The following is a 19,274-nucleotide window of genomic DNA, read 5'->3' as shown; positions in this document are numbered from 1 at the left end:
GCACCGAGCGGCCGAGGTCGACCGTGAGGCTGCCGTGCGCGCCGTCGGGGGACCACCCGGTAGCGGTGCTGCCGTCGACCGCGGCGTCCGGATAGCGGCCCGGCTCGGTGGACGAGCCGGTGACCGGACGGCACCGCGCGAGGTTGCCGGTGGGCGCGCGGTCGGGACGGCGGGTCTCGACCGTCACGGGGGCGCCGGGTGCGGCGGTGTGGGTTCCGCTCGGCGTCCGCAGGGGCATCGGGTCGCCGCCGGTCACCGTCACCGTCGTGCGCTGCGCGCCGATCTTCGCGTCGAAAGTGCGTCCCTGCCAATGCATGCCGCGCAGGGTCACGCCGCGTTCGAACTGCGGCGGCAGTGTCGGGTTCACCTCGACGGCGTCGCCGCGCAGCCGCAGTCCGAGCAGGCCGTTGGTGAGGGATTGCAGGAAGCCGCCCGCCGCGGTGGCGAAAGTGAACGCGGGTGCGCCCGCCAGGGGGTCGCGGACGCCTACCTTCGGGCCGCGCGCCTCGGCGAACTGCCCGAACGGTGACCGCACGAACGGACGGGCCGCGCGGTCGAGGAAAGTGTGGGTCGCGCAGCCGGGCGCGCCCAGGTGCGCGGCGTCGATGGCGTGCACCGAATCGGTCATCGCCGGGCCGTCGGGATCGGTTCGCGCGGAATAGTATTCGAGCACCCGCGCCGCGACGTCGGCAGGCATCGGCCATTCCAGCGGGTAGATGAGCAGCACGGTGTCGGCCTGTTTGATGGGAGTGCCCGCGTAGCCGTCGAATTGGGCGAACACGCCGTGCGTGTTGTCGAAGGGCATGCGCAGACCGTCGGCGATGGCGGTCCACTCGGCGGGGTGCGGCGCGCCGAGAATCTCGGCGGCGCGTACCGCGTGGCGCAGCGCGAGCGCCGCGACCGCGTTGGTGTAGACGTCGTCGTCGACGCCGTTGCTGTATTCGTCGGGCCCCGCGACACCGCGGAGCGAGAAGCTGCCGTCCGGATTCGGTGTCACCCGTGCGGCCCAGAATTCGGCGAGGGCGCTCATGATCGGCCAGCCGCGCTCGCGCAGATAGTCCGCGTCGCCGGTGGCGAGGTAGTACTGCCAGGCCGCCAGCGAGACGTCGCCCTGGAGGTGAATCTGCATGAGGCAGTGCGGCGGATCCCAGCTGTGGCACTCGTCGAGATCGCCGTCCGTCGCGCTGGTCCAGGGGTAGAACGCGCCGGGAAGACCGAGGCGGCGGGCATTGTCCTTCGCCGCGGGCAGCGTCTTGTACCGGTACTCCACAACGGATCTCGCCAGCTCCGGCGCGACAGGCAGGAGGGCGGGAAACATCCAGATGTCGGCGTCCCAGAACACCGCGCCCGCGTAGTTGTCGCTGCTGAGCCCGACCGGCGAGAGGCTGTTGTCCTGCGCGGGATTGCTCGCCGAGTACAGCGAATACAGCGCGCCGCGCGCCCAGGACTGCACCTCGGGTTCGCCGGGGATCTCGACGTCGCCGCGCCACAGGCCCGCCCACGTCTCGGTGGTGCCTGCGAGCAGCGCGGCCCAGCCCGCGTCCGCGGCCCGCTGCGCGGCGGCCGACGCGGAGGCGGCGGGATCGGCCGCGGTGTGCGCGGTGTCGACGCCGACGAACTTGGCGGCGGTATAGGACTCGCCGTCCCGCACCGGAATTCGGGCCCGCTGGCTCGCGCTCAGATCCTCGCGCGGCGGTGACGGCGAGATCGTCGCGCCGGGCCCGGCGTCCAGGACGGACACGACCGCACCCGCGACTTCGGTTCCCGCCGTGCGGAACCCGACGCCGACGGTGGCGTCGCCGCGCGGACCCGTGCCGGTCGGCAGGAGACGGCGAGCGCCCGCGCCGTCGAGCAGATCGGTCAGCACCAGCTCGCCGGACCAGTGCGGCGTCACTCTCAGTCGCACCGCGCCGACGTGCTGATCGGGGCGGGCGGCGAACACGTCGCACACCAGGTCGGTGGCCCGGCCGTCCGTCGTGGTCCAGGTCGCCTCGGTGCGCACCAGCCCGCAGCGCAGGTGCAGGGTCTGCGCGAAGTTCGTGATCCGCGCGGCGGGCGTCGCGGGGGAGTAGGTCTCCGCGCCGACCTCGACCAGCAGACCCGACCAGTTCGGGATGGCCGCCGCCACCTCGCGGTCGTCGGCGACGCCGGGGGAGTGCCCGTAGAGACCTGCGACGAACGCGCCGTCATAGGCCGGGGTGTACAGCGGCCAGCCGGTCGGCTCGGTGGTCTGGACGTAGCCGGTCCCGCGCGGCGGCACCCGCAGCCCGAGATAGCCGTTGCCGACGAAGGGATGACCGTCGATCGGGGCGTCCACGTCGGTGTTCGACGGTGTCCATCCGGAGGTCTCGACGCCCGCGCCCGGGCACGCCGCATCGCGTTCCGCTGCGGCTTCGTCGCGCCCGGCCACCAGCGCCACCGCCGTCACCAGCGCCAGCACCGTGCTCACGGCGATCGCGAGCAGGATCGGCCGGAAAGGCCGGGCCGAGAAAGACATCGCACCTCCCGTCGTACGCGGCGGCGTCCGCGCGCACGGTCGATTCACTCGGACAACTCGTGGACGGCCGAACCGATATCGGCTCCAGGGTTCGCGATGGAGTTCGTACCAGGAGAGTTTCCCCGTTCCGGCTGATCGACACACCGTGCCGCGGAATCGCCGCCCGCGGTGTCCGGCTCGGTGCGGGGCATATCCTGTCGGCTGTTGTTCGTCTCCATCGACCACGGCCGCATCGGGCCGGGAAGGCAGGCAGGATGCGCGCCATCGCGTTCTACGAGTTCGGCGAACCCGACGTGCTGCAGGTCGTGGACATCGCTGCGCCGGAGCCGACCGGCGAGCAGGTGCGAATCGCGGTGCGCGCCGCCGGAGTCAATCCCGCCGACTGGAAGATCCGTTCGGGCGCATTGGTTTTCGGTGAGCCGAGCTTTCCGCAGTTTCCCGGCGCCGAGGCGGCGGGCGTGGTGGACGCGCTCGGACCGGACGCGACCGGCGTCGCGGTCGGCGACGAGGTGATCGGCTGGACGAGCGGCGGCTATGCCGAGTACGCGCTGAGCTCCGAGATCGCGCCCAAGCCCACGGGCCTGGCCTGGGCGGACGCCGCCGCGCTCCCGGTCGCGGTGAGCACGGCGGCGAAGGTGCTGGACTTGCTGCGGCCGAAGGCGGGCGAGACCCTGCTGGTCAACGGTGCGTCGGGGGCGGTCGGCTCGATGGCGGTGCAGCTGGCTCGCGCCGAAGGCGTCACCGTTATCGGCACGGCCTCGCCCGCCAACCAGGATCTGGTGCGCGCGCTCGGCGCGACCCCGACCCCGTACGGCGACGGACTGGTCGAGCGGGTGCGCGCGCTGGCGCCGGACGGTGTCGACGCGGTGTTCGACGCCGCGGGGCACGGTGCGCTGCCCGCAGCGATCGAGCTGCGCGGCGGCACCGATCGCATCGTTACCATCGCCGACGGCGCGGCGGCCGAACTCGGCATCGTGTTTTCGGCCGGTGCCGGACCGCGTTCGGCCACTCTGCTCGGTGCGATCGCCGAGCGTGTCGCGCGCGGCGAATTCCGTCTCCCCGGTTCGGCGCGCGTCTTTCCGCTGGCGGAGGCGGCCGCGGCGCAGCGGGAGATGCAGCACGGCCGCGGACCGGGCAAGGTCGTATTGACCGTCGAGTGACGCTGGCCGTCATTAGGCTGGAGCGATGCGACCGCCTCGGATCCGCAAGCCGGCGCCACCGCCAGCACTGGCCAGCAATCTCGATGTCTGGCTGATCGGCCGGAGCGCGCAGGTGCGGCCGACAGCCGCCGACCGGCTGTTGCGCAGCCTGAGCATGAGCGCGAATCACAATCGGCTGTGGATCGGCGTCGGCGCCGGACTGATGCTGTGCGGGAACCGGCCGATGCGCCGGGCGGGCGCGCGCGGCCTGCTTGCCTGCGCAGTGGCCAGCGGCATCGCCAACGGCATCGCCAAGCCGGTGTTCCCGCGCCGCAGGCCGCCCGACGAGTCGGTGCCGTTCGTTCGCCGTCTGGTCCGGCCGCCGGTGTCGTCGTCGTTTCCCTCCGGCCACGCCGCCTCGGCGGCTGCCTTCGCGACCGGCGTCGCGCTGGAGAGTCCGGCGGCGGCCGCCGCGATCGCGCCCGTCGCCCTCGCCGTCGGCTACTCCCGGGTCCACATCGGCGTGCACTGGCCCTCGGATGTGGTGGCGGGCGGGCTGCTCGGCTCGGCGATCGCGCTGGCCACGCACCGGTGGTGGGCGGTGCGCGCCGACGAACCCGCGCTGCTCGGCCGCGCCGAGGAGGTCGACCCCGTACGGCACGGGCACGGCCTGCTGTTGGTCACCAACCCCTTGGCGGGCAGCGGCAACGGCGCGCCGGCGTCGGCGCAGCTGCGCGCCGGGCTGCCCGCGGCGCAGATCGTGCAGATCGACCCGGAACGCGATCTCGGCGTGCAACTCGACGCTCGCCTGCGCGGCACCGACGTGACCGCGCTCGGCGTCTCCGGCGGGGACGGCACGGTGTCCTCGGTGGCCGAGGTGGCGGTCCGGTGCGGCGTGCCGCTGGCGGTCTTCGCCGACGGCACCCTCAACCATTTCGCCAGGGACGCGGGCGTGGACGCGGCCGAACAGACCCTCGCCGCACTCGAACACGGCACGGTCGTCCGAGTCGACGCGGCGGAGGTGCGGTTCGACGACGACGGCGCGCGGATCTTCGTCAACACCGCCAGCCTCGGCGGCTACCCCGACTTCGTCCGGCTGCGCGAGCGGTGGCAGCCGCGGCTGGGCAAATGGCCCGCGGCGGGCATCGCGATGATCCGGGTGCTGCTCGGCGCGCAGCCGCTGCACACCGTCATCGACCGGGTGCCGACAGCCATCTGGATGCTGTTCGTCGGCAACGGCCGCTACCACCCCGCCGACCAAGTCCCCATGGCGCGTCCCGAGTTGCACCGCGGCACACTCGACGTCCGCTATCTTCGCGCCGACGTGCGTTTCTCCCGCACCCGCCTGGTCTGGGCCGCGCTCACCGGCACCCTCGGCAGTTCCGCCACCTACGTGCACAGAGAAGTTCCCCGGCTCGCGGTGCACGTCACCGAGAACCCGGTCTCGCTCGCCACCGACGGCGAAGTCGATCTCCGCGGAAGCGATTTCGTCTTCGCCAGCCGCCCGTCCGCACTGGCCCTGTTCCGTCCGCCGGAGGAGTAGGCGTGCCATCTCGCGTTTGCGTGTCCCCGCACGCGCGGTCGGTTTTTGTTCTAGCGTGAGCACGGGTCGACGCCGAGAGGGGCCGTGGGATGCGAACGGGGATGCTGGGGCTGGCGGAGTTGCGGGAGCGCGTCGAGTCGGGGGAGCTCGACACGGTGCTGGTCGCGATGACCGACATGCAGGGTCGATTGCAGGGAAAGCGTTGCGCGGCACGGTATTTCGTCGACGAAGTGCTCGACCATGCGACCGAGGCGTGCAACTATCTGCTGGCCGTCGACGTCGAGATGACCACCGTCGACGGGTACGCGATGTCGTCGTGGGACACCGGTTACGGTGACTTCGTGCTGCGCCCCGACCTGAGCACGTTGCGGCTGGTGCCGTGGCTGCCCGGCACCGCGCTCGTGCTCTGCGATGTCGAGCAGGTGCATCCGGCGGGCGCGCCGGTGGCCGCCTCGCCGCGCCAGGTACTGCGCAAGCAGCTGGACCGGCTGGCCGAGCACGGCTTGCGCGCCTACGTCGGCACCGAACTCGAATTCCTGATCTTCGACGAGAGCTACGAATCCGCGTGGGATCGGGGGTACCGCGACCTGCGGCCCGCCAACCAGTACAACGTCGACTACTCGATGCTCGGCACGTCCCGGGTCGAGCCGGTGCTGCGGCGGATCCGCAACGACATGGCCGGTGCCGGAATGTATGTCGAGTCGGCCAAGGGCGAATGCAACCCCGGCCAGCACGAGATCGCCTTCCGCTTCGACGAGGCCATGGTGACCTGCGACAACCACAGCATCTACAAGACGGGCGCCAAGGAGATCGCCGCGCAGGAGGGCCGCAGCATCACTTTCATGGCGAAATACAATGAGCGCGAAGGCAACTCGTGCCACATCCACCTGAGTCTGCGCAGCGAGGCGGGCGAGCCGGTCTTCGCGGGCGACGGCAAGGACGGCACCTCCGCGCTGATGCGCCACTTCGTGGCGGGGCAACTGGACTGCCTGCGCGAATTCACCTACCTGCTGGCACCGAACATCAACTCCTACAAGCGTTTCGTCTCGGGCAGCTTCGCTCCCACCGCGCTCGCCTGGGGCAGGGACAATCGCACCTGCGCGCTGCGGGTGGTCGGCGAGGGCCCCTCGCTGCGGGTGGAGAATCGTGTCCCCGGCGGCGACGTGAATCCCTATCTCGCCGTGGCGGCTTCGCTCGCGGCCGGGCTGCACGGCATCGAGCGGCGGCTGCCGCTGGAGCCGGAGTTCCACGGCAACGCCTATCGCTCGCAGCGCCCGCGGGTGCCGAAGACGCTGCGCGAGGCGGCGCAACTGTTCGGCGAGAGCGCCGTGGCCCGTACCGCCTTCGGCACGGAGGTGGTGGAACACTATCGGAACGCGGCGCAGGTGGAGCTGGACGCCTTCGACGCCGCCGTGACCGATTGGGAGCGAACCCGTGGATTCGAACGACTCTGACGCCGCCGCCCCGCGCCCCGTCATCGGGCTGCCGACCTACGTGGAGCAGGCGCGATTCGGCACCTGGGACACGCGAAGCGCGGTGCTGCAACACGACTACATCGACATGGTCGACCGGGCGGGCGGCATCCCGGTGCTGCTGCCGCCCACCGGCGTCGCGCGGCCGGAGCTGGTGGAACGGCTGGACGGCCTGGTGCTCACCGGCGGGGCGGACGTGGACCCCGCCCGCTACGGCGCGCACCTGACCGACGCCGCGCTCGGCTACACCAGACCGGACCGGGACGAGTCGGAGTTCGGCCTGTTCGGGCTGGCCCGCGCGGCCGGTGTGCCGGTTCTCGCGGTGTGTCGCGGACTGCAACTGGTCAACGTGGCGCTGGGCGGCACCCTGATCCAGCACCTGCCCGATGTGGTCGGTCACGAGGAACACTCGGGCGGGAGCGGCTCCTTCGGCATCACCGAGGTGCTGACCGAGCCGGGCACCCGAGTGGCCGCCCTGGCCGGGCCCGAGTTGCGGGCGCACTGCCATCACCACCAGGCGATCGACGCGCTCGCGCCCGGACTCGTGGTGAGCGCGCGCTCGGGCGACGGGTCGATCGAGGCGGCGGAGTTTCCCGAGGGGCCGTTCCTGATCGGCGTGCAGTGGCATCCCGAGGCCGACCCGGCCGATGATCGACTGATGCGGGCACTGGTGGTCGCGGCGGCGGCCTATCGACGGACACGAGTCGGAGGAGAGGAGCGGACGGCATGGCGGTAACCCAGGTGGTGAATCCCGCGACCGAGCAGGTCGTGGCGACGCTCGAAGCGACGGACGCGGCGGGAACCGACGCCGCCATCGAGCGCGCGCAGCGCGCGGCGCGGGACTGGCGCGAGGTCGCGCCCGGTGACCGGGCCAGGCTGCTGCGTCGCTTCGCCGAGGCGGTCGACGCGGATCTGGAGCGGCTGGCGCGGCTGGAGGTGGACAATGCCGGGCACACCATCGGCAACGCCCGCTGGGAGGCCGGAAACGTCCGCGACGTACTGTATTTCGCCGCCGGTATGCCGGAGCGCCTGTCCGGCAAGCAGATTCCAGTGGCGGGCGGCCTGGACGTCACCTTTCACGAACCGCTCGGCGTGGTCGGCGTCATCGTGCCGTGGAACTTCCCGATGCCCATCGCGGCCTGGGGTTTCGCGCCCGCGCTCGCCGCGGGAAACGCGGTGGTGCTCAAGCCCGCCGAGCTGACGCCGCTGACCGCGCTGCGGCTCGGCGAGCTCGCCAGGGAGGCGGGACTGCCCGAGGACGTGTTCCAGGTGCTGCCAGGCAAGGGCTCGGTGGTGGGGCAGCGGTTCGTCACCCATCCCGCGGTGCGCAAGGTGGTGTTCACCGGGTCGACGGAGGTCGGCAAGCAGATCATGGCGGGCTGCGCCGAGCAGGTGAAGCGGGTGACCCTGGAGCTGGGCGGCAAGAGCGCGAACATCGTGTTCGCCGACGCCGATCTGGAGCGGGCGGCCGCCACCGCACCGTACGGCGTGTTCGACAATGCCGGACAGGACTGCTGCGCGCGCTCACGAATCCTGGTGGAGCGCAGCGTCTTCGATCGCTTCATGGAACTGCTGGAGCCCGCGGTGCGCGGGGTGCGGGTCGGCGATCCCGGCGCGGAGGACACCGAGATGGGTCCGCTCATCTCGGCCGCGCACCGCGAGCGGGTCGCCGGGTTCGTCGAGCCGTCGACGAAGGTGGCCTTCACCGGGCATCGCCCGGACGGGCCCGGATTCTGGTATCCGCCGACGGTCGTGCTGCCCGCCGGGCCTGCCGATCGGGTGCTCACCGAGGAGGTCTTCGGTCCGGTGGTCGCGGTGCTCCCGTTCGACGACGAGGCCGACGCGGTGCGCCTCGCCAACGACACCGAATACGGTCTGTCCGGTTCCGTCTGGACCAACGACCTCGGCAGAGCGCTGCGGGTCTCCCGCGGCGTCGAGGCCGGAAACCTGTCGGTGAACTCGCATTCCTCGGTGCGGTATTGGACGCCGTTCGGCGGGTTCAAGCAGTCCGGCCTCGGCCGCGAACTCGGCCCGGACGCCGCGCTGGCCTTCACCGAGACCAAGAACGTCTTCATCGCCACACAGTGATCCACCGAAGAGCACAGTGAGCCACCGAGAAGGAGATGCGTTGCAGCGCTTACAGGATCGAGTAGCCGTCGTCACCGGCGGCGGCAGCGGGATCGGGCTGGCCACGGTGCGCCGCTTCGCGGCGGAGGGCGCCAAGGTCGTCGTCGCCGACATCGACGCGGGCGCGGGCGAGGCCGCCGCGGCCGAGGTCGACGGACTGTTCGTGAAGGTGGACGTCACCGACGAGACTCAGGTCAGGGAGATGTTCGAGGCCGCCGTCGCGGCCTACGGCGGGCTGGACATCGCCTTCAACAACGCGGGAATCTCTCCGCCGGAAGACGATTCGATCCTGACCACCGGCATCGACGCGTGGCGCCGGGTGCAGGAGGTGAACCTGACCTCGGTGTACCTGTGCAGCAAGTACGCTATCGAGCACATGCTGGTGCGCGGCAAGGGCTCGATCATCAACACCGCCTCCTTCGTGGCGGTGCTCGGCGCGGCCACCTCGCAGATCTCCTACACCGCTTCCAAGGGCGGCGTGTTGTCCATGAGCCGGGAACTCGGCGTCCAGTTCGCCAGGCAGGGCATTCGCGTGAACGCGCTGTGCCCCGGCCCGGTGGACACGCCGCTGCTGCGGGAGCTCTTCGCCAAGGATCCGGAGCGGGCCGCCCGCCGCCTGGTGCACATCCCGCTCGGCCGCTTCGCGCAGCCGGAGGAGATCGCGGCCGCGGTCGCCTTCCTCGCCAGTGACGACGCCTCGTTCATCACCGCCTCGCAGTTCCTCGTCGACGGCGGAATTTCTGGGGCCTACGTCACGCCGATCTAGGGGTTCGTAGTTGTCCGGACGGGTCTGCTCGAGCCCGTCCGGGCGCTCCCTCGATGCCGCCACACCCGCCTATGTGACGACAATCACATCTACCGGTTGCCGTGCAGGTGGCCGGGTGTGCGCTGAACAGTGGCGCAGGTCCGCCGCTGTTTGGTCCTCGTGAAACCTGGGTATCGGTTTGTTTCGTGCCCGGCCTCCCGTTTTTCGCGGGTGGGCCGGACGGACGAATCGTGGCCCGTTGCGCGGGTTGGTGAGGAGACGGGCATGACCGATCGTGGACAGGACCAGACGAGACTGAGGCGTTCGGTCGCCGCGTCGGCCATGGGCAACGCCACCGAATGGTTCGACTACGGTGTGTACGCCGCGACGGCCACCTACCTCACCGACGCGTTCTTTCCCGGCGATCTCGGCACGCTCGGCACCATGCTCGGCTTCGCCATCTCGTTCGTGCTGCGCCCGCTCGGTGGCATGGTGTGGGGTCCGCTGGGCGACCGGTTCGGCCGAAAAGGCGTGCTGGCCACCACGATTCTGCTGATGTCGGCCGCGACCGGTGCGATCGGTCTGTTGCCGACGCACGCCTCGGTCGGCGTACTCGCCCCGGTGCTGCTGATCTCGCTCCGTGTACTGCAAGGCTTCTCGACGGGCGGCGAATATGGCGGCGCGGCAACATATTTGGCCGAATGCGCGACCGATCGGCGGCGCGGTTTCCTCGGCAGCTTCCTGGAATTCGGCACGCTGGCCGGTTTCGTCGGCGGTTCGGCCGTGGTGCTCGCCTGCCAGCTGGCGCTCGGATCGGATGCCATGCACGACTGGGGTTGGCGCATCCCGTTCCTGCTCGCCGTCCCGCTCGGCCTGACCGGCTGGTACCTGCGCGCCAAGCTCGACGAGTCGCCGGTGTTCCAGGAGGTCGCCGAGAACCCGCACCCGCCGACCGGACTGCGCGAGCTGCTGACCGGCTACCGGCGCGAGATCCTCACCCTGGGCGGGCTGGTGATCGCCCTCAACGTGGTCAACTACACGCTGCTCACCTACCAGCCGACCTACCTGCAGAACACCATCGGGATGTCGGAGTCGGCCACCACCGCCATGATGCTGACCGGTCAGGTGGTGATGATGGTGGTGCTGCCGTTCTTCGGCAGGCTCTCCGATCGGGTCGGCAGGCGGCCGATGTGGCTGTTCTCGCTGATCGGCCTCGCGGTGCTGGCCCTGCCTATGTACTGGCTGATGGGTCAGGGCACCGTGTGGGCAATCGTCGGGTTCATCGTGCTCGGCCTGCTGTACGTGCCGCAGCTGTCCACCATCAGCTCGACCTTCCCGGCGATCTTCCCGACGCACGTGCGCTACGCCGGTTTCGCCTTCGCCTACAACGTCTCCACCGCGGCCTTCGGCGGCACCGCGCCGCTGGTGAACGAGGCCGCGATCGAATCGACCGGGTGGGCGCTGTTCCCCGCCGCGTACATGGTCGCCGCGTCGCTGATCGGCCTGGTCGCCTGGGTCTTCCTGCGGGAGACCGCGGGCACCTCGCTGCGCGGGACCACGGTGCCCGACGCCGACAGCGAGCCGCTGCCCGTGGTGGCGCAGCCCGCGACCTGATCCCGGCCGCCGGAGTCACGGCTTTCGGGTCCATGGCCCGTGCCGCCACGCGGTGGCTGGTAGATGAGGTAGCCAACTATTCGCGTAGTCGATTACTCAGGTCATCCGTCCGTGCCGGTTACAGGATGTCTGTACGGGACGGTGGCGCGGCGGGGCAGGTCGGTCGCCGCGCTTGGGACGAAGGTCAACTCGCGATTGGGTGAACAAGGATGGCACCCCACGGTCGATGGTCCGGAGAGACGATGAGGCGGCATGCACACCTCATCACGGTGACAGTTGTCGGCGCCGGTTTCGTTCTCTCGCTTTTCGTCGTCGCTTTCGGCCGGCTGGACTTCGCGGTAGCCGTCAGTGTCGGCTCCCTGCTCGTCGCGGCAGCGAATCTGATTCTGTCTCACCTTTTGTTTCGGCAACGACCGACGCTGGAATACGCCGTGCAGCGACTGGCCACGCTGGTACGGATCCAGTGGCAGGAGGAAGCGAAGATCCTAGGCCTGAACGATCCGGACCCGATGCCTGTGCGCTGGGAGTTGTGCAGGCGGGGCGTCTCCGACCACGCACATCTCATTTTTCGTGGCCGTCCGGTCATGGAGGGGAGCGGTGCCCAGGTCGACGTCTTGGCCGGATGGTTTCTCGAAAGCCTTGCGCGTCGTCGGCTTGTGATTCTCGGTGCGCACGGGTCCGGCAAGACCACTCTGGCGGTGCAGCTGGTGCTACGGCTGCTCGAAGTCCGGAAACCGGAGGATCCAGTTCCGGTGCTGCTGACCGCTAACAGCTGGAACCCCAGAGCCTTCCCGCGCTTCCATGACTGGCTCGGGGCCCGGCTCGGTCAGGAGTACCCAGCGATGCGTGGGATCGCTCGGAACATGCCCGATGAGCTCGTCACCCATGGCATGGTGCTGCCGGTGATCGACGGGCTGGACGAACTCGCTCCCCGCCACCGGGCGGCGCTGCTCACCACACTCAACGCCGCGCTCGGCGGCCGCGATCCGGTGGTATTGACCAGCCGCACCGACGAGTACGCCGACGCTGTCGCGGAAGCGGACGTGCTCACCGCGGCCGCCGTGATCGAGGCGCAGCCGCTCACCGCACGGGAGGCGGCGAGCTATCTCGATCGATGCCTTCCGCCCAAGCAGCGTTCGCGCTGGGTCGCGGTACGCGGTGAGCTGCGCGGTTTCGACGAAACGCCAGTGGGCGGGGTGTGCGCGACTCCGCTGGGGCTGTGGCTGTTGCGCACCGTGTACATCGAGAACAAGAACGATCCGGCCCCCCTGCTCGACCGTGATCGCTATCCGGACACTCGTCCGATCATGGCGCACCTGTTCGACGAGCTGATCCCCGCTGCCATCGAGCAGAAGTGTCCGGCGCGCGGTAATCCGTTGCGCCCCTGCCGGGTTTGGGATCCCGAGAAGACCCGGCAGTGGCTGTCGTATCTGGCCGTGGAGTTGCGCGGTGAACGCGACCTGCGTTGGTGGTCCTTGCCCACGGCCGTGCCCGCCCGCGTCACGACATCGATGATCACGGCGGTATTCGGAGTTGCGGTCGCGCTGGGGGTGGGGCAGGCGATCTGGCTCATGGATGGTGACGCCGGCGGTGGCTTGGCCGCGTTGGTCCTCGGCCTGGCGGGGGCGGTGGTCCTGGGTCTGTGGAGCGGGCGGCGGGTACGAAGAACGTCGGTGTCCGGTCATCTGGCCCGCGAGCTGGCGTTCGGGCTGGCGACCGCAGTGGCGTTCCTCGTGGTGTTCGTGCCGGTCGTCATGGTGATGATCGTCCTGACGGTCGTGGTCGCCGAAGGGCCGCACCTGCTGACGGATCCCGCGGCGATGGAGACCGTGAATTTCGAGCTCGCCGGGATAGTGGTCGGATCGGTAGTCGGTCTGGCGTTCGTACTGGGCGTCGGTCTGGGGGTCGGGCGGCAAGTGCGCGGCACGCCGGAACCCGGATATGCCAATCTGCGACTTCGAAACCGCGGGCGAGAGCTCGCCCGGAATCTCATGGGCGGACTGGTGTTCGGTCTCACGTTCGGGCTGGTAGTCGAACTGGCGTTGGATGTGACGGGTTGGGAACTGGCGCTCGGGATGGCGTTGGGACCGGCCGGGGGGCTGGCATTCGGGCTGACCAAGTGGATGAGGTCGCCGGGAAGTGACGAACCATCGCGGACCCCGACCTCCGCTTACCGGAATTCACGCAACCTCACCGTGATGGTCGGTGTTGCGTTCGGCCTGGCGTTCGCGCTGGCGAGCGGACTGGCGAGCTGGCTGGTGAGCGGGGTGGCAATCGTGGGGATCGCGCCCATGGCAGGTCTGGCGCTGTGGCTGCTGTTCTGGGTCGCCGGTGGGCTGGCGATCTGGATTGCCGTCGGACTCGCGGTCGCGTCTACACACGAGCCCGCCTGGTTCGGATTCGTCGTGGCATCTCGGTGGCTCGCGCTCACGGGCGAATTACCCTGGAAGACAATGCGTTTCTTCGACGATGCGCACCGGCTCGGCTTGCTGCGCACCGCCGGTGTGGTCTATCAGTTCCGGCACGCCGACTTCCAGGAACATCTGGCGCATCATCCAGGTGCGCCAGAACAGGTCGGTCGAAGTAGTCGCGCACCGTCGGTTATCGGCGGTGGCGGGGACACGCGGGTGCCGAAACCGTAGCGGGTGAACCTATTCGGTAGTGGGCTCGGTGTCCTCGTCCGGGTTCGGCCAGTCGTCGGCGATGATCAGCTTGCCGGTGCTCAGCATCTGGTCGTAGTGCTCGGCGACCAGCGCGACCGGATAGGTCGGCCAGTACGAGACCGCGCCGGTGGCTTTGTCGATCACACTGACCGAGCCGCCTATCACCGGCGGCGGCAGCGGTGAATCCCCCTCCGGCACCGGCTCCCGGACCGCGACGACAACGAAGCCGCCCTCGAATTCGGTGATCACGTTGGTGATTCCGGTCGCCAGCTCGTCGGGAGAGGACAGGTACTCCGCGGCGATGTGTTCGGCGGCGGAGAGATCCACCGGCGTGGTCGCTCGGGTGGGGTAGGCGTGGACTTCCATGGTGCGGTGGCGGGATCGACCGGCGATCGACCGCCTGCTCCTTTCGTCGTTGCTGTGCACGAAGATACGCAGCGCGACTGTCTCAGTCGAACTGCACCGTGGCGAGCATGGTGCGGGCCAGTTCCTCCGGGTCCGTCGAGTCGGCCAGCGTCGAATCCGTGAGTGCACCCTCCCGCCACAGTGCGGCGAAACCGTGCACCAGCGACCAAGCCGCCAGCTGAGTGGCGCGTTTTCGCCCGTCGGCGCGCAGCGCGGCGCCGGAGCGGGTGCGTGCGGCGCGGAGCTCGGGATTGTCGGCGTGCAGCAGGTCGCGGCGGAACATCACGTCGAAGTGTGCGGGGTGGTTCAGTGCGAAACGGACATACGCGACCGCGACGTCGCGGAAATCCGGCCCGGCGCTGTCCAGTTCGGCGCCGAGCAGGTGGTGGCCCTCGATGGCCAGCGCGGTGAGCAGCCCGGCGCGATCGCCGAAATGGTGCGCGGGCGCCGCGTGCGAGACGCCCGCGCGCCGGGCGAGTCCGCGCAGCGAGATCGCATCGATGCCGTCGGCGGCGATCTGCTCGGCCGCCGCGGTCAGCATCGCGGTGCGGAGGTCGCCGTGGTGGTAGCCGCTCTTCGCCATACCTCGATAGTGGCCGACAATCTTGTCATTGACAAGTTCGCGGGCCGGTCCTAATCTTGCCGCTGTCAAGATTGGTTCGTGTCAAGCCAGGGAGATACTCATGGCACCCCTCGTCGTCCTCGTCGTCGTCACCGCGCTGGCCCGCCTTCTCGGCGGGCTCGGCGAGATCGCGTGGCTCGATTCGTGGTCGGACGCCGTCCGGCTCGGCCTCGCGGCCATGTTCGCGCTGACCGCCAGTGCGCACTTCCAGCAGCCGCGCCGCTCGGCGCTGATCGACATGGTGCCGCCCCGGCTGCCCGCCGCCCCGGCGCTGGTCACGCTCACCGGCGTACTGGAAATCGCGGGCGCCGTCGGCCTGTTGATCCCGGCTACGGCAGACCTGGCAGCGGCAGGTCTCGCCGCGTTGCTGCTGGTGATGTTCCCCGCCAATGTGCGGGCAGCGCGACAGGGTGTCGGCGTCAAGACGATGCCACTGCCGCTGCGCACCCTCGTGCAGGTGGTGTTCCTCGGCGCGACCGTTCTAGTGATCGCCGGATAGCGCGAAGGGTGGGCCATAGCGCCTGAAAGCCGGAGGGGCGCAAAGCTTCTCGGGCTTCCCGCTTCGACGCGGATCTTCGGCAGCTGCGGGAGCTGGCTCGTGCGTGGGCGAGGGTGCGGTCGTCGAGGATGTCCACCGACGAAGGCGCCCGGCCGACCCTGTCCCCCCCTCCTGGGACAGGCCCGGCCGGGCTGAAATAAACAATGCCTTGGGGGTCTTGACAGGGGCTTAAAGGGCGCTTAAAGGGGATCAGGAGCGGGCTTGGGGGAGTTGGGTGAGGAACTCGGCGTTGGTCGAGGTTTGGCGCAGACCCTCCAGGAGGAGGTCGGTGGCGTGGCTGCCGTCGATCGCGGCGAGGGTGCGGCGCAGCAGGTGGGTGGTAGTGAGTTCGGCGGGGGTGAGCAGCAGTTCGTCCTTGCGGGTGCCGGATTGGGCGATGTCGACGGCGGGGAAGACGCGGCGGGCGGCGGTGGCGCGGTCGAGTTTGAGTTCGGCGTTGCCGGTGCTCTTGTACTCCTCGAAGATCACCGTGTCGGCGAGCGAGCCGGTCTCGACCAGGGTGGTGGCGACGATGGTGAGCGAGCCGCCGTTCTCGAAGTTGCGCGCGGCCCCGAGGAAGCGCTTGGGCTGGGCGAGGGCGGCGGCGTCGACGCCGCCGGACAGGACGCGGCCGGAGGTGGGGGCGGCGTTGTTGTAGGCGCGGGCGAGACGGGTCAGCGAGTCGAGCAGGACCACCACGTCGCGGCCGGTTTCGGCGAGGCGTTTGGCGCGTTCGATGGCGAGTTCGGCCAGTGCGATCTGGTCGCGCGGCGGGTGGTCGAAGGTGGCGGCGGCGACGTCGGCGGGGACGGTGCGGGTCAGATCGGTGACCTCTTCCGGGCGTTCGCCGACGAGCACGAGCATGAGCTCGCATTCGGGGTGGTTCTTGGCGATGCCGTGCGCGATGGATTGCAGCACCGAGGTCTTGCCCGCCTTGGGCGGCGCGACGATGAGGGCCCGCTGGCCCTTGCCGAGAGGCATGACGAGGTCGGTGACCCGGGTGGTCAGCTCATGCGGCTCGGTTTCCAGGCGCAGGCGCTGGTTGGGGTAGAGGGGGACCAGGTCCTCGAAGACGGGGCGCTTGCCCAGGCGGTCGGGGCTCTGGCCGTTGACGGTCTCGACGCGGACGAGCGAGTCGCGTTTCCCGCCGCGCTGCCCGGACTGCGCCACGCCGGTGACGAAATCGCCACGGCGCAAACTCATTTCGCGGACCAGCCGGGGCGCGACGGTCAGGTCGTCGTCCCCGGGGAGGTAGCCGTCGACGCGCAAGGTCGCGGTGGCGCCGACGATGTCGAGAATGCCGGAGACCTGCCGTTCGGGATCGTCGGCGGTTGCTGTCGAATGCTGAGAGTCGTTGTCTTTCATGATGTTTCCTTTGTGTGGATGAAGTTCTGTGGAATGCGGGAGTGGCGAAAGCCATGAGTGCGGCAGCGATTTCGTTTGCCGCGGTCCTGATCGGCACGTGGGCGCTGGTGCGAGTGAGCGGGATCCCGCTCGTCGCGATTCCGAGATCGCGGAGAAGGGGAGATCCGAGTCGTCCGTGGGAGGAGTTGCCTACAACCACGAGGGCGACAGTGCCGAGGCTACCTGCCGCGAATCTGTCCGCGCAAGGATGAACCCGCCGGAGTCGCGCTCCGTATCCTTGTGTGACCAGGCATAGATCGGGAGTTTCGCCAGATCGGGAGCTTCGCCATGACTGCACTCGAGCCGTTCTACCGGGACGTCCAATCGCACTACGACGTGTCCGACGATTTCTACCGGCTGTTCCTCGACCCCTCGATGACCTACAGCTGCGCTTACTTCGAGCGCCCCGACATGAGCTTGGCGCAGGCGCAGCTGGCCAAGATCGACCTCGCACTCGGCAAGCTCGGCCTGCGGCCGGGGCTGCGTCTGCTCGACGTCGGATGCGGCTGGGGCGCAACGATGTTCCGCGCGGCCCAGGACTACGGGGTGGAGGTAGTCGGGCTGACGCTGAGCCGCAATCAGTACGACCACGTGGCGGCCGAGATCGACCGGAGGGGGCTGCCCGAGGTCCAGGTCCGCCTACAGGGCTGGGAGGAGTTCGACGAACCGGTGGACCGGATCGTCAGCATCGGCGCCTTCGAACATTTCCGGCGGAAGCGGTACGCGGCGTTCTTCGAGCGTTGCTACCGGATGCTGCCCGACGAAGGACGGATGCTGCTGCACACGATCGTCAGCCACACACTCAACGACCTGCGCCGGATGAATATTCCCGTCACCCGGGACGACGCGCGGTTCACCCAGTTCATCAGGCGGGAGATCTTCCCCGGCGGGCAGCTGCCGCGACCGGCGGAGGTCACCCGGTTCGCGGGGCAGGCCGGACTCGGTACGGAACGGATCCAGTCGTTGCAGGAGCACTACGCGCGGACCCTCGATCTCTGGGCGGCGGCGCTGGTGGCCAACCGCGAACGCGCGGTGCTGCTCACCTCCGAGGAGGTGTATGCCCGCTACCTGAAGTACCTGACCGGCTGCCCGGCGTACTTCCGCAGCGGGCACGTCGACGTCATGCAGTTCACGATGGTGAAACTGGGTCTATAGGACGGCCTGAGTCTGGGTCACCTTGGCGACGAATTTGTCCGCGTCGTCGCGGATCTCGGTCTCGACGACGATGAACGAGCGGCCCGCGTGCAAGGGGCGTGCGGTGGCGACGGCATGGCCGGAGCGCACGGCGCGCAGGAAGTTGGACTTCGACTCCACGGTGGTGGTGCCCTGCTTGCCCTCGGGCAGATTGAGGAAGGCGCACACCGCGCCGGTCGCGTCGGCCAGCGACATCAGTACGCCGCCGTGCAGCATGCCGCCGAGCGTGCACAGCGACTCGTCCCAGGCGATCCGGCTGCGCACCAGCTCGGGTCCGTGCTCGAGCACCTCGACGCCGAGGCGCTCGGTGAACGGCATGGACTGGTGGAAGAGCTTGGTGCCGGTCTCGTCGATCATGCCGACCATGCTGCCGGGCGGTGGCGCGCCGGTCGATTACCCCGGAGGTAATCGGCGCCGATCCGTGCGCGCTTGGCGGGAATCAGCGTTTCACATGCCGATGCCCGGCGCGCCAGGAACGGCGTGGGCCGGGCATCGGATTCGATCGTCGTCTCGCGCGGTCGTCAGCCCATACGAGCGACCACCGCATTCGGCAGATGGGGCAGCAGGACATCCACGAGCCGCCACGGCCACCCGGGCACGCAGGCCCGCGTCTGCTCCCGCTCGATCGCCCGCACCATCGCGGCCACGCCCTTGTCCAGCGGGGCGAGCATGCGGGCGTCGCCCGCCTTGCCTGCCATATCAGTCGCGATGAATCCGGGCAGCAGGGTGGTGACCGCGATCGGAGATTTCGCCAGTTCGACCGACAGGCCTTCGCCGAGCGCGGCCAGCCCGGCCTTGCTCGCGGCGTACGCGGCCTTCTTCCTGGGCAGTCCGCGCACCGCGCTCATCGACGACACGAGCACCAGGTGTCCGGAGTTCTGGGCGCGGAAGATCTCCATCGCGGCCTCGACCTGGGCGAGCGCGCTCACGAAATTGGTCGTCGCGGTGGCGAGATTGGCGTCGGCACGACCGCTGCCGATCACCGCGCCCTTGCCGATTCCCGCGTTCACGATCACCCGGTCGAGTCCGCCGAGTTCGTCGCGCAGCTCGCCGAATACGCGCGGCACGGCGGCGTGGTCGTCCACGTCGAGCGCGCGCAGGGCGACGGTGATGCCGGGGTGCGCGGCCGTCAGTTCGGCGCGCAGGTCTTCCAGCAGCTCCAGCCGTCGTGCGCAGAGCGCGAGATCGCGCCCTTTGGCCGCGAAGTCCCTGGCCATGCCCGCGCCGAGGCCGGCGCTCGCGCCGGTGATCAGAATCTTGGTCCTCGTCATGCGGCCGACCCTAATGTGCGTGGAGGGGCCGTCGACAGCA

The 19,274-nt window shown here is 69.7% G+C and carries 16 protein-coding genes; 10 read left to right on the top strand and 6 right to left on the bottom strand.

Translation table 11 applies throughout. The features are described 5' to 3' along the window. The coding region (locus NL1_RS00935; RefSeq protein ID WP_084510192.1) for a glycosyl hydrolase family 65 domain-containing protein at window positions 1-2,497 on the bottom strand (2,497 nt) is incomplete at its 3' end. 254 nt (window positions 2,498-2,751) lie between these two features. Between NL1_RS00935 and NL1_RS00930 the strand changes: the two genes are divergently transcribed. The 8 genes from NL1_RS00930 (at window position 2,752) to NL1_RS00895 (ending at window position 13,779) form a co-directional block, all read left to right on the top strand. Then, the gene (locus NL1_RS00930) at window positions 2,752-3,657 is read left to right on the top strand and encodes an NADP-dependent oxidoreductase (protein WP_067832905.1); all 906 of its coding nucleotides are present in this window, start codon (window positions 2,752-2,754) and stop codon (window positions 3,655-3,657) included. A gap of 25 nt (window positions 3,658-3,682) precedes the next feature. Beyond that, on the top strand, window positions 3,683-5,179 hold the full coding sequence (locus tag NL1_RS00925; RefSeq protein ID WP_084510191.1) for a bifunctional phosphatase PAP2/diacylglycerol kinase family protein: 1,497 nt from the start codon (window positions 3,683-3,685) through the stop codon (window positions 5,177-5,179). Between the two features lie 89 nt (window positions 5,180-5,268). After that, the gene (locus NL1_RS00920) at window positions 5,269-6,633 is read left to right on the top strand and encodes a glutamine synthetase family protein (protein ID WP_084510190.1); all 1,365 of its coding nucleotides are present in this window, start codon (window positions 5,269-5,271) and stop codon (window positions 6,631-6,633) included. After that, complete coding sequence (locus tag NL1_RS00915; RefSeq protein ID WP_067832899.1) at window positions 6,614-7,387, top strand: gamma-glutamyl-gamma-aminobutyrate hydrolase family protein; 774 nt, start codon at window positions 6,614-6,616, stop codon at window positions 7,385-7,387. Before NL1_RS00920 ends, NL1_RS00915 begins: the two co-directional genes overlap by 20 nt. After that, window positions 7,378-8,739: an aldehyde dehydrogenase family protein gene (locus NL1_RS00910; protein ID WP_067832896.1), complete on the top strand. Its 1,362-nt coding sequence runs from the start codon at window positions 7,378-7,380 to the stop codon at window positions 8,737-8,739. Before NL1_RS00915 ends, NL1_RS00910 begins: the two co-directional genes overlap by 10 nt. Before the next feature lie 16 nt (window positions 8,740-8,755). Then, the gene (locus tag NL1_RS00905) at window positions 8,756-9,544 is read left to right on the top strand and encodes a 3-oxoacyl-ACP reductase (RefSeq protein WP_373862509.1); all 789 of its coding nucleotides are present in this window, start codon (window positions 8,756-8,758) and stop codon (window positions 9,542-9,544) included. A 264-nt stretch (window positions 9,545-9,808) separates the two neighbouring features. Beyond that, window positions 9,809-11,137 (top strand): MFS transporter, encoded by a 1,329-nt coding sequence (locus NL1_RS00900; protein WP_067832890.1) that lies wholly within the window; start codon window positions 9,809-9,811, stop codon window positions 11,135-11,137. 242 nt (window positions 11,138-11,379) lie between these two features. Then, window positions 11,380-13,779 carry an NACHT domain-containing protein gene (locus NL1_RS00895; protein ID WP_067832886.1) on the top strand — a complete coding sequence of 800 codons (2,400 nt, stop codon included), beginning with the start codon at window positions 11,380-11,382 and terminating at the stop codon, window positions 13,777-13,779. A gap of 9 nt (window positions 13,780-13,788) precedes the next feature. Here NL1_RS00895 and NL1_RS00890 read toward each other — a convergent pair whose 3' ends face one another. Together NL1_RS00890 and NL1_RS00885 are read right to left on the bottom strand one after the other, a co-directional pair. Further along, window positions 13,789-14,226: an SUKH-4 family immunity protein gene (locus NL1_RS00890; RefSeq protein ID WP_067832883.1), complete on the bottom strand. Its 438-nt coding sequence runs from the start codon at window positions 14,224-14,226 to the stop codon at window positions 13,789-13,791. A 22-nt stretch (window positions 14,227-14,248) separates the two neighbouring features. Further along, a complete protein-coding gene (locus NL1_RS00885; protein ID WP_067832880.1) occupies window positions 14,249-14,788 on the bottom strand; it encodes a TetR/AcrR family transcriptional regulator in 540 nt (179 codons plus the stop codon). A 100-nt stretch (window positions 14,789-14,888) separates the two neighbouring features. Here NL1_RS00885 and NL1_RS00880 point away from each other — a divergent pair, with 100 nt between their 5' ends. After that, on the top strand, window positions 14,889-15,326 hold the full coding sequence (locus NL1_RS00880; protein WP_067832877.1) for a DoxX family protein: 438 nt from the start codon (window positions 14,889-14,891) through the stop codon (window positions 15,324-15,326). A gap of 249 nt (window positions 15,327-15,575) precedes the next feature. Here NL1_RS00880 and NL1_RS00875 read toward each other — a convergent pair whose 3' ends face one another. Further along, window positions 15,576-16,730 (bottom strand): transcription termination factor Rho, short form, encoded by a 1,155-nt coding sequence (locus tag NL1_RS00875; RefSeq protein ID WP_067832874.1) that lies wholly within the window; start codon window positions 16,728-16,730, stop codon window positions 15,576-15,578. Between the two features lie 327 nt (window positions 16,731-17,057). On the opposite strand from NL1_RS00875, the gene NL1_RS00870 reads away from it, so the two are divergent. Beyond that, window positions 17,058-17,924: a cyclopropane mycolic acid synthase family methyltransferase gene (locus NL1_RS00870; RefSeq protein WP_067832871.1), complete on the top strand. Its 867-nt coding sequence runs from the start codon at window positions 17,058-17,060 to the stop codon at window positions 17,922-17,924. On the opposite strand, the gene NL1_RS00865 is transcribed toward NL1_RS00870, so the two are convergent. Beyond that, window positions 17,919-18,320: a PaaI family thioesterase gene (locus tag NL1_RS00865; RefSeq protein ID WP_067832992.1), complete on the bottom strand. Its 402-nt coding sequence runs from the start codon at window positions 18,318-18,320 to the stop codon at window positions 17,919-17,921. The two genes, NL1_RS00870 and NL1_RS00865, sit on opposite strands and share 6 nt — an antisense overlap. Before the next feature lie 164 nt (window positions 18,321-18,484). Beyond that, a complete protein-coding gene (locus NL1_RS00860; protein ID WP_067832868.1) occupies window positions 18,485-19,234 on the bottom strand; it encodes an SDR family oxidoreductase in 750 nt (249 codons plus the stop codon). Between the last annotated feature and the right edge of the window lie 40 nt (window positions 19,235-19,274).

The sequence above is a fragment of the Nocardia lijiangensis NBRC 108240 genome (genome assembly GCF_001613045.1).
GTDB lineage: Bacteria > Actinomycetota > Actinomycetes > Mycobacteriales > Mycobacteriaceae > Nocardia > Nocardia lijiangensis.
Note: the sequence above shows the minus strand (reverse complement) of the source record. Positions and strands in the feature narration are given on the sequence as shown.

Bases quoted from the DNA above. Each gene is read 5' to 3' on its own strand.
- NL1_RS00930 (WP_067832905.1), top strand. From the start codon at position 2,752: ATGCGCGCCATCGCGTTCTACGAGTTCGGCGAACCCGACGTGCTGCAG.
- NL1_RS00925 (WP_084510191.1), top strand. From the start codon at position 3,683: ATGCGACCGCCTCGGATCCGCAAGCCGGCGCCACCGCCAGCACTGGCC.
- NL1_RS00920 (WP_084510190.1), top strand. From the start codon at position 5,269: ATGCGAACGGGGATGCTGGGGCTGGCGGAGTTGCGGGAGCGCGTCGAG.
- NL1_RS00910 (WP_067832896.1), top strand. From the start codon at position 7,378: ATGGCGGTAACCCAGGTGGTGAATCCCGCGACCGAGCAGGTCGTGGCG.
- NL1_RS00900 (WP_067832890.1), top strand. From the start codon at position 9,809: ATGACCGATCGTGGACAGGACCAGACGAGACTGAGGCGTTCGGTCGCC.
- NL1_RS00895 (WP_067832886.1), top strand. From the start codon at position 11,380: ATGAGGCGGCATGCACACCTCATCACGGTGACAGTTGTCGGCGCCGGT.
- NL1_RS00885 (WP_067832880.1), bottom strand. From the start codon at position 14,788: ATGGCGAAGAGCGGCTACCACCACGGCGACCTCCGCACCGCGATGCTG.
- NL1_RS00880 (WP_067832877.1), top strand. From the start codon at position 14,889: ATGGCACCCCTCGTCGTCCTCGTCGTCGTCACCGCGCTGGCCCGCCTT.
- NL1_RS00875 (WP_067832874.1), bottom strand. From the start codon at position 16,730: ATGAAAGACAACGACTCTCAGCATTCGACAGCAACCGCCGACGATCCC.
- NL1_RS00870 (WP_067832871.1), top strand. From the start codon at position 17,058: ATGACTGCACTCGAGCCGTTCTACCGGGACGTCCAATCGCACTACGAC.
- NL1_RS00865 (WP_067832992.1), bottom strand. From the start codon at position 18,320: ATGATCGACGAGACCGGCACCAAGCTCTTCCACCAGTCCATGCCGTTC.
- NL1_RS00860 (WP_067832868.1), bottom strand. From the start codon at position 19,234: ATGACGAGGACCAAGATTCTGATCACCGGCGCGAGCGCCGGCCTCGGC.